The sequence below is a fragment of the Nocardia sp. NPDC050713 genome (genome assembly GCF_040654315.1).
Taxonomy (GTDB): domain Bacteria; phylum Actinomycetota; class Actinomycetes; order Mycobacteriales; family Mycobacteriaceae; genus Nocardia.
Window position 1 is genome coordinate 141,617 of the sequence record NZ_JBFAHS010000002.1, and the last position, 13,891, is coordinate 155,507.

Consider the following 13,891-nt stretch of genomic DNA (forward strand, 5'->3'; position numbering starts at 1 on the left):
GAAAGGGCAAGGGGGCGTGCGCTCATCGGGCCGGCTCCGCCATGCTGTCGGTGGTCGCGGCCACCGGTTCGCGCCGCGTCAGTCGCACCAGCACCGGATCGGGGGTGTTGGAGATCTCCGGGTTCTCCCGCACCCGCAGACCGTTGACCAGTTCGATGTCGTACCGCGCCAGCAACATCGCCAGACCGACGCGCAGCTCGGTCAGCGCCATGTGCTGGCCGACGCACAGGTGCGCGCCCCACCCGAACGGGAAGTAGCTGAACGACGAACGAGCCCGGTTGCGCTCCTTGGTGAATCGGTCCGGGTCGAAGGTCAACGGGGAGTCCCAGAAGTCCGGGAATCGGTGGTTGACGAACGGGCTGATCACCACGATCGCGCCCGGTTCCACATCGAAGCTGTCGAAACTGTCGGCCTCGAGAGCGGTGCGGCTGAACGCCCACGCCGGTGGGTGCAGCCGCATCGATTCGTCGATGGCCCGGCCGGTCAGTTCCAGCGCGGGCAACGCGCCCGCGACGTCTCCGGTGCCGAGTGCCGCGTCGACCTCGGCCCGAACCCGTTCCAGCACGGCGGGATTGCGGCACAGCTCGTAGATGGTCCAGGCCAGTGCGCCGCCGGTGGTCTCGTGCCCGGCGAGCAGGAAGGTCAGGACCTCGTGCCGCAGCTGTTCGTCGTCCATCGCGTGGCCCGCGTCGTCGCGAGCCACGAGCAGGCGGCTGAGCAGCGAATCGGCCGCGCCGGACGCGGCGGCGCGGTGTCCCTGGACGACGTCGTCGACGACCCGGTGCAAGCGGTTCAGCACGCCTTGGAAGCGCCGGTTGGCCGGGGTGGGCACGTTCGGCGGGATCTGGATCGGCGCGGCCATGTGCCGCATCACCCAGGAGACGCCCTCGCGCACGTCGTCCTCGATCTGCGGCAGCACACCGTCGATGTCGGCGCCCATGGTCGCGCGGCACACCACATCCGCCGCGAAACCCATCACCTCGGGCACCAGATCGAACGCCGCGCCGTCGGCGGCGCGCTTGTCCAGCCGGTCCAGCATCCGCTGCCCGCACGCGATCATCAGCGGGATCTCGGTGTCGACGTGCCTGCGCGCGAACGCCGGTTTGATCAACGCGCGCTGGCGTTTCCAGAGTTCGCCGCCGCTGGTCAGCAGGCCGGGGCCGAGCAGATAGTTCAGGCTCTGGTAGCTGATGCCCTTGGCGTACTTGGCCGCGTTGGTCACCAGCACCTGGTTGATGTGGTCGGGATTCACCAGCAGGTGCAGTTGCTGATGGACCAGCCGCAGCCGGACGCTGCCGCCGTGCGCGACGGCCTGCTCGTAGAACAGCGTGAGCGGGTCGGCGCGGTAGTCGAGGTAGGCGCCGAGCGGATGCCGCAGCGCGGGACCGGCGAGCGCACGAGCCGTCATACCGCACCTCCCGCGTCGACGAGTTCCGGCGCGGGTCGCTCGACGAACAGGCGACGTACTTCGGCGCGCTGCACCTTCCCGCTGGTGGTCTTGGGAATGCTGCGCGGCGCCACCACATGGACATCGGCGGCCAGCACGCCGGTGCGTTTGCTCACCGCGACCCGCACCGCGCGCCGCAGCGCCTCGTGTTCGTCTGTGGCGACGGCGGTTTCGACCACGAGGTGCAGTTCCTCCGACAGGCCAGCGGCATCCGCGTGGCCGACCGCCGCGACTCCGCCGAGCCGCACGCCGTCCACCTGTTCGGCCGCGATCTCGAAATCGGTCGGGAGGTAGTTCGCGCCGCGGATGATGATCAGGTCCTTCTGCCTGCCGGTGATGCGCAGCCTGCCCGCCCGCAGATAGCCGATATCGCCGGTGTCCCACCAGCCGTCGGACAGCGCCGAGGCCGTCGCCTCGGGGAGCCGGAAGTAGCCGACGGTCGTCGACGGACCGCGGAACTGAATGCTCCCGACCGTATCCTCCCCGCAGGGTACGCCGTCGCCGTCGACGATCCGGACCTCGGTGCCGAGCACCGGCGCGCCGCAGTCCACGATCTGCAACTCGTCGGGATCGCCCGCCGAAACATCCAGTGCCACACCGTCTCCGGTCAGCCCTCGCCGGGAGACCGAGTCGTAGGCGACCGGCGCGTGCGGGCGCGCTACGGTCACGGCCAGCGAGGCTTCCGCCATGCCGTAGCAGGGCACCAGGGCGTCCGACGGCAGTCCCCACGCGCCGAAACGATCGACGAAGCGCTGCACGGTGGGCGGGTGGATCGGCTCCGCGCCGCAGAACAGGAAACGCCAGCTCGACAGGTCCACCCCGGCCAGTTCGGCGTCGGTGACCCGCGCCGCCGCGTAGCCGTAGGCGAAGTTCGGTGCGGCGGTGAATGTTCCGCGGTACTTGCTCACCGCGCGCAGCCAGTCGCCCGGGCTGCGCAGGAACCGGCTCGGCGGCATGAGCACCGCGTCGATGCCGCGGAACATGGGGGTGAGGAAGCCGCCGATCAGTCCCATGTCGTGGTGCAGCGGCAGCCAGCCGACCCAGGTGTCGCCCGGTCCCATCGCCGCGGCCAGCGCGATCTGCTCGCAGTTCGCGGCCAGATTGGCGTGGGTGATCTGCACCCCCTTCGGCGTCCCGGTGGAGCCCGAGGTGGCCTGGATGAACGCCAGGTCGCCGGGGTCGGGGAGACGTGGCGGCAGCGCGGGCGCGTCCGGATCGCCCGCGCGCCGGTGCAGCGCCGCGCCGTCGAGGCCGGTCAGCCCCGACGGGAGTTCCGCCGCCGCAAGCACGGTCGCGGTGGCGACGACCACCTTCGGCTCGAGGTAGCCGATCAGCCGGTGGAACTTCTCGTAGAACAGCTCCGCCGAACCGAATCCGCCCGGCGTCGCCACCGCCGTCGGCACGGCACCGAGCAGCAGCGCGCCGAAGAACGCGGTGACGAACTCGGGGGAGGTGGGCAGCGACAGCACCACCCGATCGCCGGGGCGTACCCCGGCGTCGGACAGCGCGGCCGCGGCGCGTCCAGCCGCCAGCGCGAGATCATCGTGCCGCCAGGAGAATTCGCCGTCCGTGCCGCGTTCCGGCACGAAGATCGTGGACGGGCCGTCGGTTCCGCGTTCGGCGTTCGCGAGCAGCGCGTGCACGAGGCTCGGATGCCGCGGCGCCAGGCGCGCGTTCACGACTCGCCCCGCACGTACTCGACGATCTCGGCGACCGTATTCAACTGTGCCGCCACGTCTTCGGGGATCTCGATGGCGAACGCCTGTTCCAGCTGAATGGTCAGCTCGATGGCGGTCGGCGAGTCGAGCCCGTAGTCGATCAGCTGCGTGCCCGCGTCGATGTCGTCGGCCGCGACCCACAGCACCTCACCGACGATGACGCGGACGCGCGCCTCGATCTCGGCGGTGGAACGGGTTTGTGCACTCATCCGAAAAGTTTTCCTTCCGTGACGCAGGCGCGGACGGACTCGTCCAGATCGACGCCGTCGCCGGTGTCGATGCGATGGAAGCCGACCTCCGGGTAGGCGGCGGCCAGGGTGTCGCGCACCCGCAGGTAGCCGTCGCGCAGGGCGGCGAGGCGCTCCGCGGTCTCGTGCGCCTCCGTCGGGCCGTCGCCGGATCGTTCAGCACAACGGGCCGCCGCCTGCGCGGGCGGGACGTCGAGCCACAGCACGGCGTCGGGCAGCGTGGTGCGGAAGCGGGCGGCGAAACCCGCGACCGAGCTGGTGATGTCGCGGCCGACCAAGTCGGCGATCTCGGAGAGCAGCAGCCAGATGTCGGGTGCGCTGCCGAGCCGGGTGGACTCGGAGCGCTGCCAGGCCAGAATGTCGTCGAAGGTGCCCGGCCGGTGCCGTTCGAGCACCTCGGCGATCTCGGCCTCGCGATCGTGGCCGTTCCACTCCGGGCGCGCGAGCGCCACGTAGAGCGGGCCGTAGACCAGCAGCTCGATCAGTGGATGCCGTTCGAAGACAAGGACATCCGGCGCCCAGGTGTCGAGGAAGTGCCGCTCCACCGGACCGAACAGAGTCATCTGCAGGTACATGGCGGTGGCTTTCATCTCCAGGCTGGAGATCTCGTCACAGCCGACGCTGAATGCCCTGAGCTGCTTGGACAGATCGGTGAGCGGAACGTCGCGGGTGTTGTGGAAGTCCGGGCAGGTCATGGAGGCGAACGAGACGTGATCCCCGGCCGGGGCCAGCTCGCGCAACCGCGCCATGACCGAGGACTTGCCCGCGCCGTCGATGCCGACGATGGCGACGCGGCGGGTCATCGGTCGTCCTCCCGCAGCTGGGCCAGCACGGCCTTGGTGATCTCGGCGGGCGCGGCGGTGCCGTCCAAGCGCACCCAGCCCAGCTCCTCGGACAGCGATTCCAGCGCCTCGTGGCTGCGCTGCTGGAAGTCCAGGAACGCCTTCTCGTCGCCGTAACCGCTCTCGTAATCGCTGCGCAACTGCTTGCGCCCCAACGCGTCCTGCGGGCTCACCGTCAGATAGAAGGTGCGGTCGGGCTCCGGGAAACCCGCCGTGAGCTGACGCAACACCGCGGGATCACCGCCGTGCGCGACCTCGGTGGCGTAGTACTTGTACCAGTAGGCGTTGGCCAGCACGATGTCCACGCCGCGCGCGGCGGCCAGATCGAAGGACAGCTGCATGGCGTGGAACAGGAAGTGCGCGCGGCTCAACGGCGTGAGCAGCTTCAGGTAGCCGTAGATCTCGGACGGGCTCTGCCACGGCAGCTTCGAGGAGACCTTCGGATCCAGGAAGGCGTCCCAGATCGTGACCGCGGCGACGCTCTGTCCCTGGGCCTCGAACTCGGCGGCGATCCGCGCCACCTGCGTGGTCTTGCCCGACCCGTCGCCCCCCGCGATGCAGATCAGGCGTTTGCGTGCGGTCAGTGGTTCATCCCTTCTAGGCGCCGGGCGCGGGGGCGCCGGGCGGAGTGGTTCTTCGGAGGGGGTGGTCGACGTTGCCGCGGCTGCGGATCGGTCGAATTCGGCTGTGCCGCTGGCATTTTCGGCGCTCGCGGTTGCCGGGGCGACCGTCCCGCCACTTTCGCCCGCACCAGTATCCGTCGCCGCGTCGAGCACGCTGATCACGCCCGCGCTGCCGTCGACCCGGATGCGCTGACCCGACCGCACCGCGCTCGTCGCGCCCGCGACGTTCAGCACCGCCGGAATCCCGTATTCGCGCCCGATGACGGCGGCGTGCGAGAGCATGCCGCCCACCTCGGTGACGACGGCCGCCACCAGGCCGAGCGCCGGGGTCCAGCCCGGATCGGTGAAGCGGGTGACCAGAATGTCGCCCTCGCGCAGCTGATCGATGTCGGCCAGCGAGGTGATCACCCTCGCGGTGCCCTCGGCGACGCCGGGGCTGCAACCGAGCCCGGTCAGGTCGCCGTCGCCGATCTCGCGGACCGCCCCGACGGTGACCCCGCCGCCGAGTTCGTGCGGCGGCGTCAGATCCCGGTATCCCGCGTACATCGCACGGCGGTAGGCGATTCGGGGCGCGAGCTCGTCGATGTCCACGCGGCCCGCGACCAGATCGCTCAACTCGTGGATGCTCAGCTGGAACGCGTCGTCGGCGTGTTCGAGCGTGCCCGCCGCGGCCAGCCGGACGCCCGCTTCCACCACGTAGGCCCGCACGATCGCGTAGCACTGCGAGGAGAACTCGCGCATCCGTTCGCGCGCGACCAGATAGCGCCGGATCCGGTCGACGTGCTTGTCGATCGCCTTGGCGTACTTCACCCGGGTCAGCGGCTTGGACCGCACCCTGGTCCGCAGTGCGGCGAGCTCGGCCTCGTAGCGTTTGCGCTGCTCCACCTGTGTCACGTCGGGATCCGCGGGCGCGGTGCCGTGCTGGAGCATGACCGCGATCATCGAGCGCACCCGGTCGGGCGCCTCGGACCAGCGCGGGCAGGTCAGATCAAGCTCGGCGTCGGCGTGGAAGCCCTGCTCGGCGACGAATTCGGCGAGCGCCGTGTCCCACGCGGCGCTGTCGAGCCCGTGTTCGGTTGCCACGCGGTGCAATTCGACGATGCCGCGCTGCAACTGCATGTGGCTGATCTCGGCCAGTCCGCCCATCAGGTCGATGGCCGAGGTCGATCCCTGCGTGGCGGCGTCGACCTTGTCGAGCAGCTGCTTGAAGTCGGTCTGCACGCTCGAGTTGTTGTAGATGGTGGTGAAGTAGGTGCGTTCGGTGCCGGCGTGGAAGGTCAGCAGGCAGTCGGTCAGGTCGGCGGCGAAGGTGGCCTCGTCGGTCTGCGCCAGGCCGGCGACCCGTTCCCGCCAGAGCGCGTGTTTCGCGGGCCATTCCGCCGCGAAGGCGTCCACCGCGGCCAGCTGGTCGCGATAGCTCTGCTGGACGGCCAGCGCCGCCGGCAGCGCCTTGGCGATGGTCTTGGCATTGCTCGGGGTGCGGTGCGGACCCTCGGGCCCGTATTCGTTGAGCACGCCGAGGTCGTCGTCGAAGTGCTGCTCATCGAAGCCGGGGATCTTGAAGAAGCAGTTCTTCACCGCGCTGACATTCCAGTAGGCGCGGCCGTAGTACATGGCCATCCAGTCCCGTTCCACACCGGGGTCGGCGAGCTTCAGCCGCTCGAAGAACCGCTGCATCGAATGCTGGAAGGCGTTGTCGTACAACGAGAACATCATCGGTGTGCAGACACGCGCCGAGACACCGCCGTCGCGCAAATCCGCGTCGGAGAACTGGTCGATGTCGGTGCGCCAGGTGATCGCTGTGATGGCCCTGGCCTGGAGCAGCCACAGCTTGCCCGCACCGTCGATCGCCCACTCGATGTCCTGCGGACGGTGCCGGTGCGCCTGCACGGCCAGCATCAGCGCGGCGAGTCCCGTGGTGTCGGTCGGCGCGAGTTCCACGTCCTCACCGCCCGCGTCCCGCTCGACGACGGTGCCGTCGAACAGCCGCAGCGTGTACCGGGTCGGCGTCAGCTGGCCCGAGACCAGTCGTTCGCCGAGACCCACGCAGCATTCGACGACCGCGTGTTCCTCGATGCCGGTGAGCGCGTCGATGCTGAAACCCACACCGGCGTAGCGCGCGTCGACCATTCGCTGCACCAGCACCGCCACGGTGGCTTTCGCCTCGGTGTAGCCGTGCTTGGCGAGGTAGGTGCGCACCCGGTCGTTGTGGACCGAGGCGCGGCACTGCCCGATGTAGTCGCGCAGCGCCGAGATGTCGGTGATGTCCAGGTAGGACTCGTACTGCCCGGCGAAGCTGGCATCGTCGAGGTCTTCGAGCACGCCGCTGGAACGCGCGGCGACCGGGAATCCGCCCAGCGCCTGCACCCAGCGGGTGAGGTCGTCGTCGCCGATCGCGTCGAGGTCGAGTTCGGCGGGCACCACGAATCCCGGCGGCACCTCGAAGCCCGCGACGATCAGGTCGTGCAGGGTGGCGGCCTTGCCGCCGGCTCGTTCGGGGACGAAATCCGCCGCGCCGAGGAACATCGGCGCAAGTGTCGGGTTGTCGGACACGGTGGAAGCTCCTGTCGGAAGCAGAACCGGGCGCACCTCGTGGCGAGCCGCCAGTTCGCGCGCGGCGTGCACGCCCGTGGCGGTGAGCCCGCCGTACGAGGGGCTCGCGGTGTCGGGCTCGAAGCCGAGCAGCACCGTCTCGGCCATGCAGGCGTAGACGATGCCCGGGGGCAGTCCGGTTTCGGGGAAGGGAGGTGTCTGGCCGAGCGGCAGCGCCATGCGACCGCCGGAGACCAGGGTGATGTTCGGGCGCTCGGCGACGGTGGGATCCACGTCGCCGGGGACCGCCAGATCGCACACCAGCACCGGATGGTCCGCCGCCAGCAGGTCCGCGGTGACGAGCGGCGTCGCGGAATTGGTCGCGGTGAGCACGACGTCGCAGTCCCGCAGCGCGGCGAGGTCCTCGCTGACCTCGACCGCGCCCGCGCCGAGCTGGTCCGCCACGCGGCGCAGTCGGCTCGCGGAGCCGGGACGCCCCACCAACGTGATCGAATCGGCGTGCGGGGCAAGCAGTTCCGCCATGACCGCGCCGATATTGCCCAGCGCGCCGAGGATGCCGACGTGCCGTCGCCCGGGACCGAGCCGGGCCAGTTCACCGCGCACCACCTCGTAGGCGGAGGCGGCGGTGAGCGAATTGCCGGAGGTCACCGTGACGGAGTCCTCCACCACGTCGCGGGAGGCGTTGGTCACGATGGAGGTGTAGCCGCCGAGACCGATCACCGTGGCGCCCAGCGCGATCGCCTGTTCGACGGCGTCGAGCACCAGATCGCGCAGCCAGGCCCGGTGCCCGGCGCGCTGGCATTCGATGATCTGTTCCGCGGAGATCGGCACCGCGATCAGGCAGACCTCGACCGTGGCGCCGGTGGGCGAGGTGACGAGTTGCCTGGTCAGCTCGAAGGGCTCGGCGACACCGCGCAGTCGCTCGAAGAGCGCGGCGAACTGCGCGTCCGACCACTCGGCGAGCTCCGGTGCGAATCGGCGCAGATCGGCCGCCTCGGGCAGGTTGGCGAGGAAGGCCACCCGATTGGGTGCGCCGAAATCCCGCGCCACCACGGCGGTGTGCCGATCGGTGAGTGGTTTGCTGTCCGGCACTTGCCAATTCGTGGTGACCGGTGCCGCGAGGTGGGCGAGCAGCGTGGCCATGTCGCCGCGCTGCAGCACGGCCGCGAGTTCGTCGAGCGCGGACTCCAACCGGGCCAGATCCGCTTCGGCGAGGAACGCCGAAGGCTGGATGCGCAGCGTGGTCGGCGCGGACAGCGTCGGCAGCATCCGAATGCGGTGGGTGTGCAGCAGATAGCCCGCGACCACGTAGCCGAACATGTCGGGTTCGCAGATCTCCCGCAGCAGGGCCGATTCCGTCGCGGGCGGGACGAGTTCGATGCCCTGGAGGAGCCCGCGCCCGCGCACGCCCGCCAGCACCCGCGGCCAGCGGCGCGCCACCGCCTCCAAGCGGGACCGCAGCCGCACACCGGTATCGGAGATGCGGATCTGGTTGTCGCGCAACAGGTCCAACGCGGCTTCGGCGACCGCGCAGGACAGGTCGTCGTCGGCGAAGGTCGAGGTGTGGTACCTGCCGAAGTCCGAGACCGACCCCCCGCGCTCGACCAGTAGCGCCGAGATCTTCACCAGTCCGCCGCCCAGCGATTTGGACAGCAGGTAGTAGTCCGCGGCGACCCCCGACGGCGCCGAGGCCAAGAAGGTGCCCGTGCGGCCCATGCCGGATTGGATCTCGTCGAAAACCAGCGCGGCCGTGTGCCGGTCGGCGAGTTCGCGCAGCGCGCGCAGCGTCGCGACAGGTACCTCGCGCACCCCGCCTTCGCCCTGGATGGGCTCGGCGAAGACCGCGGCGATGGGCGAGAGGGAGGTCCGGGACAGTACCGGGCGTCCGGCGGCGTCCACGCTGATCCGGTCGATCGGTCGCAGCTCGTCCGCGAAGGCCGCCGCTATTTCGTCCGGCGCCCAGGTGTCGAGCTTGCGCCGTTCGGGGCCGGGCACCACCAGGTCCGCGGGCGTGTCGGCCTGCTCGGTGAGCGCGAAAGCGCCCGCCGTCTTGCCGTGGAAGGCGTTGGCCAGCGAGACGTACACCGGACCGCGCCGCGCGACTTCCTCGACCACACGCAGTGAGTCTTCGAGAACCGCTGCGGCCGAGCGTGTTTCCTCTTGTTCCGGATCGGAAGTGCGTCCTTGGAGCGGACGTACCGCGTGCAGTCCGTCGCGACGCAGCCGACGCAGCGTCCGTCGCAGTTCGGTGCGCAACTCGGCGAGGCGGCGGTTGTGCGCGACCGCGGCGTGCCGGACGGCGGCCTCGACCGCGTCGGCGCCGGTGGACCCGAAGGTGACGACGTACTCGCCCCCGGTGCTCGCCCCGACCAGGTCCGAAAGCCGATGGGCCAGCCGGGCGGCGCCGGGACGGACACTGCCCTGCGAGACGAACGGCGTGTGCTGGTTCAGCCGCGCCGTGGCAACCCGCACCAGTGCCGGATGGTTGTGCCCGAACAGTGCCGCGCCGAAGCCGCCGACCAGATCGAGCACGCGCGCACCGTCCGCTCGGATCAGATGGTCGCCCTCGGCTCCGGCGTACACCACGTCCAGGTGGCAGGCGCGCAGCAAGCGTGCCAGCCCGGGCCGGTTGTGCCGCGCGAAGTCGTCGAACAGTTGCTGCGCCGCGGCGTCCGAGCCGGACGCCGCGGCATCATGGTCTTGCGCTCTCGGGGCCATGCCGTTACGCACCGACCCCGCTGCGATGTGCGGTCTTGGTCGTCACGCACTCGATCACGTCACGCGCGGTATGCAATGCGGAGGCCTCCTCGTCGGAGATCTCCACGCCGAAGACGCGCTCGAGTTCGATGATGATCTCGGCCGATCGAACCGAGTCCAAGCCATAATCCAGCAACGGTGTGTCGAGATCGATGTCGCGCACCTGCAAACCGGCGCGAAACAGCTCTCGCACGCGCTCGGACACGTCTCCGTGCGCGCTCATATCCAGCCCCCCGTCGCGCTCGGGTCTTCCCCGTACCCGAGCGGCACGACTACCGCCGCAGTGCTCGACCGTGGTGGCCAGAGCTTGACTTCTCCCTGGTCAGCGTAGGTTTCGGCGACTGCCGAAACCTCGAAAACTTGCCTTCCGCTATCGACAACCAAGACTGTTATGCCTCATATCTCGTCACTGTGCACAACTGTCACCGATCACAGTCGCGCTTTCGACCAATCTGTACACCGGTACTCAGCGCGCTGCAATGTGAAAAGCGGTGTCCCGCAGCGGCTCTGGCCGACGAGCAATCGAGTGGCTAATCAGCGTGTTCGCAGTGTGTGAAACGTGTTGTAACCCATAAGAAATGGGGTATGACGGCGCGTCGTGGCGAACCGTGGAAGCTGCGAGTGCGAGTTACGGGTATGCGTCCGAATCGGCAGCGGTAGACCGCCGGTCGGTAGCTCACGGGAAAGTTCGCTGTTCACGATCGGTTCACCGAACGGACGGGTGAAAATTGAAACCAACCTATCGGTACTTTCCAATTGAATTGGGCGGTACCACATCTCATTGCCGAATCCCACTCGATTCACGACGTTTTTACTCGACGCCGCATGTGCGGCGCGCTATTGCGGAGCTCGGCAAACCTTCATCAGCGATGGAAAATGTGACCGCTTTCATTACCGTCTGGTAGCAGAAACGTCTGTAATGGGTGTCACAACTCGTACGGTTTGTTCGGAAATCCGCCGAAATCGTGGAATCGGTTTGTCGTCCCCGCTTCGACAATCGCATGCCGGGCCCGCGCAGAACATCGGGCGCGGTCGCTTCGGCCGGGTATTCCGGCGATCGCGTCATGATCGCGCGAGCGCGGGGGAGTGGGGCGCAGGGGCGGCGTGCGGCCGATCGGTGTGCACCGCGGTGTGCAGACGGTGGACGAACGAAGCGGGGTCGTCGGCCTGAAAGACATTGCGGCCGAACGCCAAACCCGCGACACCGCTGGACAGGATGCGTTCCGCGTGCGCGACCGCCATGTCGGTGCGCTGCGCGGGTCCGCCCGCCACGACCACGGGGATGTCGACCGAGGCCACGACCTCGGACATGCTCGCCGGGTCGCCGGTGTAGGGCACCTTCACGATGTCGGCGCCTAGTTCGGCCGCGACCGCGGCGGCGTGACAGACCAGCTCCGGATCGGTGGGGTTCGCGACGCGCGGACCGCGCGGATAGACCATCGCGAACAGCGGAACGCTCCAGCGGTCGCACGCCCGCGCGACCTGCGCGACGTCTTCCAGCTGCTGGAACTCGGTGCGTGAGCCCAGGTTGACGTGCACGCTGACAGCGTCGGCGCCCAGCCGCAACGCCTCCTCGACGCCGGTGACGATGACCTTGTCATCGGGATCGGCGCCCCAGCGAGCACTGGCCGACAGGTGGACGATGAGAGCGAGGTCGTCGAAGACCGCCGGGTCGACGTGATCGAGCGCGCCCTTGTGCAGCACGGTGGCGTCCGCGCCGCCGACGCGCAGTGCGTGGAGCACCTCGCGCAGGCGGTGCGCACGCAACAGCGCGCCTTCGCCGACAGTGTGATCGAGCGGGACGATCAGCAGCTTCGAATCGCCGTAGCGATGTAGGTTTTCGGTTCGATCGTGTCTTGCGAACGTCTTGGTCACGCGTGCCTCCCTTGTCGTATCCCCCTGCGCCGCAGACGCGGACCGGTCGTCTCCCATCCCGCGTGACGCATGAGCCCGACTGCACCGCCGTGCGAGGCGTCGTGTCGGGAGCGCGGAAGCTGTTGACCTACTGGAGGTTTCAGAGAAAACTATGCCGCCACCGCCGAGCGCGCGACCCGGCGCGAGGGTGATCTCGCGCACGAAGCGAGGCCGCCACCCCGCTCCACCCCCGATTCGCGCGAATTGTCCCCTGTCCGCGTTGGGGTGCGCCCGGCGCACGTGGAATTCGTCGCGAATCACAATATTTCCCCGGAAATTTAGTTTCCGAGGACGGAATAGTGGTGTCGGAGGTGAACGCCGCGGTCGGAAATCGGTGTCGGTACACAATTCGGTTCGGGTGCCGCTTCGGCTATCGCGGCGGGCTCGCCATGCCCTTTCCTCTGCGAGCCCCTGACCGCCTGGATTTCGGAGCGCGCGTCGCCCGGCTATTCCGAGGCGCGGTCCAGCGAACCCGGGAACCAGCGGTGGATTCGAGCGGCGGCTGCCTCGGCCTTCTCGCGGGCGAGTGCCACCGAGGGCGCGGTGAAGGGCGCGCGCGGCGCCGGACCGGACAGGAAATCGGCGTCGACCTTGCCGACCAACCCGTCTCCGAATTCGATATGGCACGCGCCTCGGCCGCGGTACCGGTCGGTCGCGTCCGATCCGCGCAGTTTCGCCGCGATGCCCGCGGCGACCGTGCGGGCGGCATCCTCGGCGAAGACCCCGGCCCGCGGCACCGGCGCGTCGGCGCAGTCGCCGAGTGCGTAGACGTTCGGATACGGCGTTTCGAGGGTGGCCGGATCGACCGCCACCCAGCCGTCCGTGCCGCCGACGGTCAACCCCGACGCTTCGACGACGGCGGGCACGCGGTGTGCCGGGATGCCGATGAAAAGGTCGTAGGCGATATCGCCCGCACGGGTGAGCGCGACGTGACGATCCGGATCCAGGCCGTGGACCAGCTGCCCGGGCGTGTACTCGATCCCGCGCCGGGTCAGCGCCTCGACGAGCGCGGCGGAGGTGTCCGCTGACACCGGGATCGGCGAATCCATCGGACTGATCATCCGGATGCGCGTGTTGCCGCCGAGACCGCGCCGCGCGAGCTTCTCGTGCAACAGCATCGCGCCCTCGTACGGCGCGGGCGGGCACTTGAAGGGAACACGAAGTATCGCCATGACGACGGAGCCGCCGTCGAAGCTGTCGAGCCGGTCGCGCAGCCTGGCGGCGCCCTCGATCGAGTAGTACTCGTAGCCGTCTTCGACGAAGCCCGGGGTCGCGGCCGGGTCGTAGTCGGCGCCGAGCGCGACGACGAGGATGTCCGGCTCGTACTCGGACCGATCGGTGACCACGCGGCGGGTCCTCGGATCGATCTCGGTGACTTCCTCACGCCGGAATTCGACACCTGGATGCGCGAGGTCGGCATAGGGAACCCGAACGGCCTCCGGCGCTACATCCCGGAACAGGATCTCCAGCTTGGCGAAGCCGAAGGTGAACGAGTCGTTCCGGTCGACAAGAACGACCCGGACCTCCTCGGCCAGCGAACGCGACAGGAGCGTGGCCAGCTCCAACCCCCCGAACCCGGCGCCGAGAATGAGCACGGTTCGCATACGCCCATTCTCCACCCGTTAGCCCCTCGTTCGCTGGCATTCCGAGTTCTCCGCCCGCACCTCGAACATCCCCCTCCCCGAGAACCGGCCTGTTCCCAGCGCCGCCTTCCGGCATGCCACGGCCCTGGGCAGCGCGAACTCGGAGTTCTCGTCGATGTGGTGATAGCCGTCGGGCCTGAACGTGA

The 13,891-nt window shown here is 69.1% G+C and carries 8 protein-coding genes; all 8 read right to left on the reverse strand.

Features of this window, described 5'->3' with window-relative positions:
- Window positions 1-22: 22 nt before the first annotated feature.
- On the reverse strand, window positions 23-1,408 hold the full coding sequence (locus tag AB0H49_RS03970; protein WP_357246891.1) for a cytochrome P450: 1,386 nt from the start codon (window positions 1,406-1,408) through the stop codon (window positions 23-25).
- Window positions 1,405-3,126 carry an AMP-binding protein gene (locus tag AB0H49_RS03975; RefSeq protein ID WP_357246893.1) on the reverse strand — a complete coding sequence of 574 codons (1,722 nt, stop codon included), beginning with the start codon at window positions 3,124-3,126 and terminating at the stop codon, window positions 1,405-1,407. Before AB0H49_RS03975 ends, AB0H49_RS03970 begins: the two co-directional genes overlap by 4 nt.
- Window positions 3,123-3,374, reverse strand: coding sequence for an acyl carrier protein (locus tag AB0H49_RS03980; protein ID WP_355003502.1), 252 nt, complete (start codon window positions 3,372-3,374; stop codon window positions 3,123-3,125). Before AB0H49_RS03980 ends, AB0H49_RS03975 begins: the two co-directional genes overlap by 4 nt.
- Window positions 3,371-4,216 carry a hypothetical protein gene (locus AB0H49_RS03985; RefSeq protein ID WP_355003501.1) on the reverse strand — a complete coding sequence of 282 codons (846 nt, stop codon included), beginning with the start codon at window positions 4,214-4,216 and terminating at the stop codon, window positions 3,371-3,373. Before AB0H49_RS03985 ends, AB0H49_RS03980 begins: the two co-directional genes overlap by 4 nt.
- The gene (locus AB0H49_RS03990) at window positions 4,213-10,149 is read right to left on the reverse strand and encodes an aminotransferase class III-fold pyridoxal phosphate-dependent enzyme (RefSeq protein WP_357246896.1); all 5,937 of its coding nucleotides are present in this window, start codon (window positions 10,147-10,149) and stop codon (window positions 4,213-4,215) included. Before AB0H49_RS03990 ends, AB0H49_RS03985 begins: the two co-directional genes overlap by 4 nt.
- Window positions 10,150-10,153: 4 nt before the next feature.
- Window positions 10,154-10,411: an acyl carrier protein gene (locus tag AB0H49_RS03995; protein WP_357246899.1), complete on the reverse strand. Its 258-nt coding sequence runs from the start codon at window positions 10,409-10,411 to the stop codon at window positions 10,154-10,156.
- Window positions 10,412-11,250: 839 nt separating this feature from the next.
- On the reverse strand, window positions 11,251-12,063 hold the full coding sequence (locus AB0H49_RS04000) for a 2-amino-3,7-dideoxy-D-threo-hept-6-ulosonate synthase (RefSeq protein ID WP_357246902.1): 813 nt from the start codon (window positions 12,061-12,063) through the stop codon (window positions 11,251-11,253).
- Window positions 12,064-12,548: 485 nt separating this feature from the next.
- The gene (locus AB0H49_RS04005; protein WP_357246905.1) at window positions 12,549-13,706 is read right to left on the reverse strand and encodes an FAD-dependent oxidoreductase; all 1,158 of its coding nucleotides are present in this window, start codon (window positions 13,704-13,706) and stop codon (window positions 12,549-12,551) included.
- Window positions 13,707-13,891: the final 185 nt, after the last annotated feature.

Excerpts from the sequence above, each read along its gene's own strand:
- AB0H49_RS03980 (WP_355003502.1), bottom strand. The coding sequence starts at position 3,374 with ATGAGTGCACAAACCCGTTCCACCGCCGAGATCGAGGCGCGCGTCCGC.
- AB0H49_RS03985 (WP_355003501.1), bottom strand. The coding sequence starts at position 4,216 with ATGACCCGCCGCGTCGCCATCGTCGGCATCGACGGCGCGGGCAAGTCC.
- AB0H49_RS03995 (WP_357246899.1), bottom strand. The coding sequence starts at position 10,411 with ATGAGCGCGCACGGAGACGTGTCCGAGCGCGTGCGAGAGCTGTTTCGC.
- AB0H49_RS04005 (WP_357246905.1), bottom strand. The coding sequence starts at position 13,706 with ATGCGAACCGTGCTCATTCTCGGCGCCGGGTTCGGGGGGTTGGAGCTG.
- AB0H49_RS03970 (WP_357246891.1), bottom strand. The coding sequence starts at position 1,408 with ATGACGGCTCGTGCGCTCGCCGGTCCCGCGCTGCGGCATCCGCTCGGC.
- AB0H49_RS03990 (WP_357246896.1), bottom strand. The coding sequence starts at position 10,149 with ATGGCCCCGAGAGCGCAAGACCATGATGCCGCGGCGTCCGGCTCGGAC.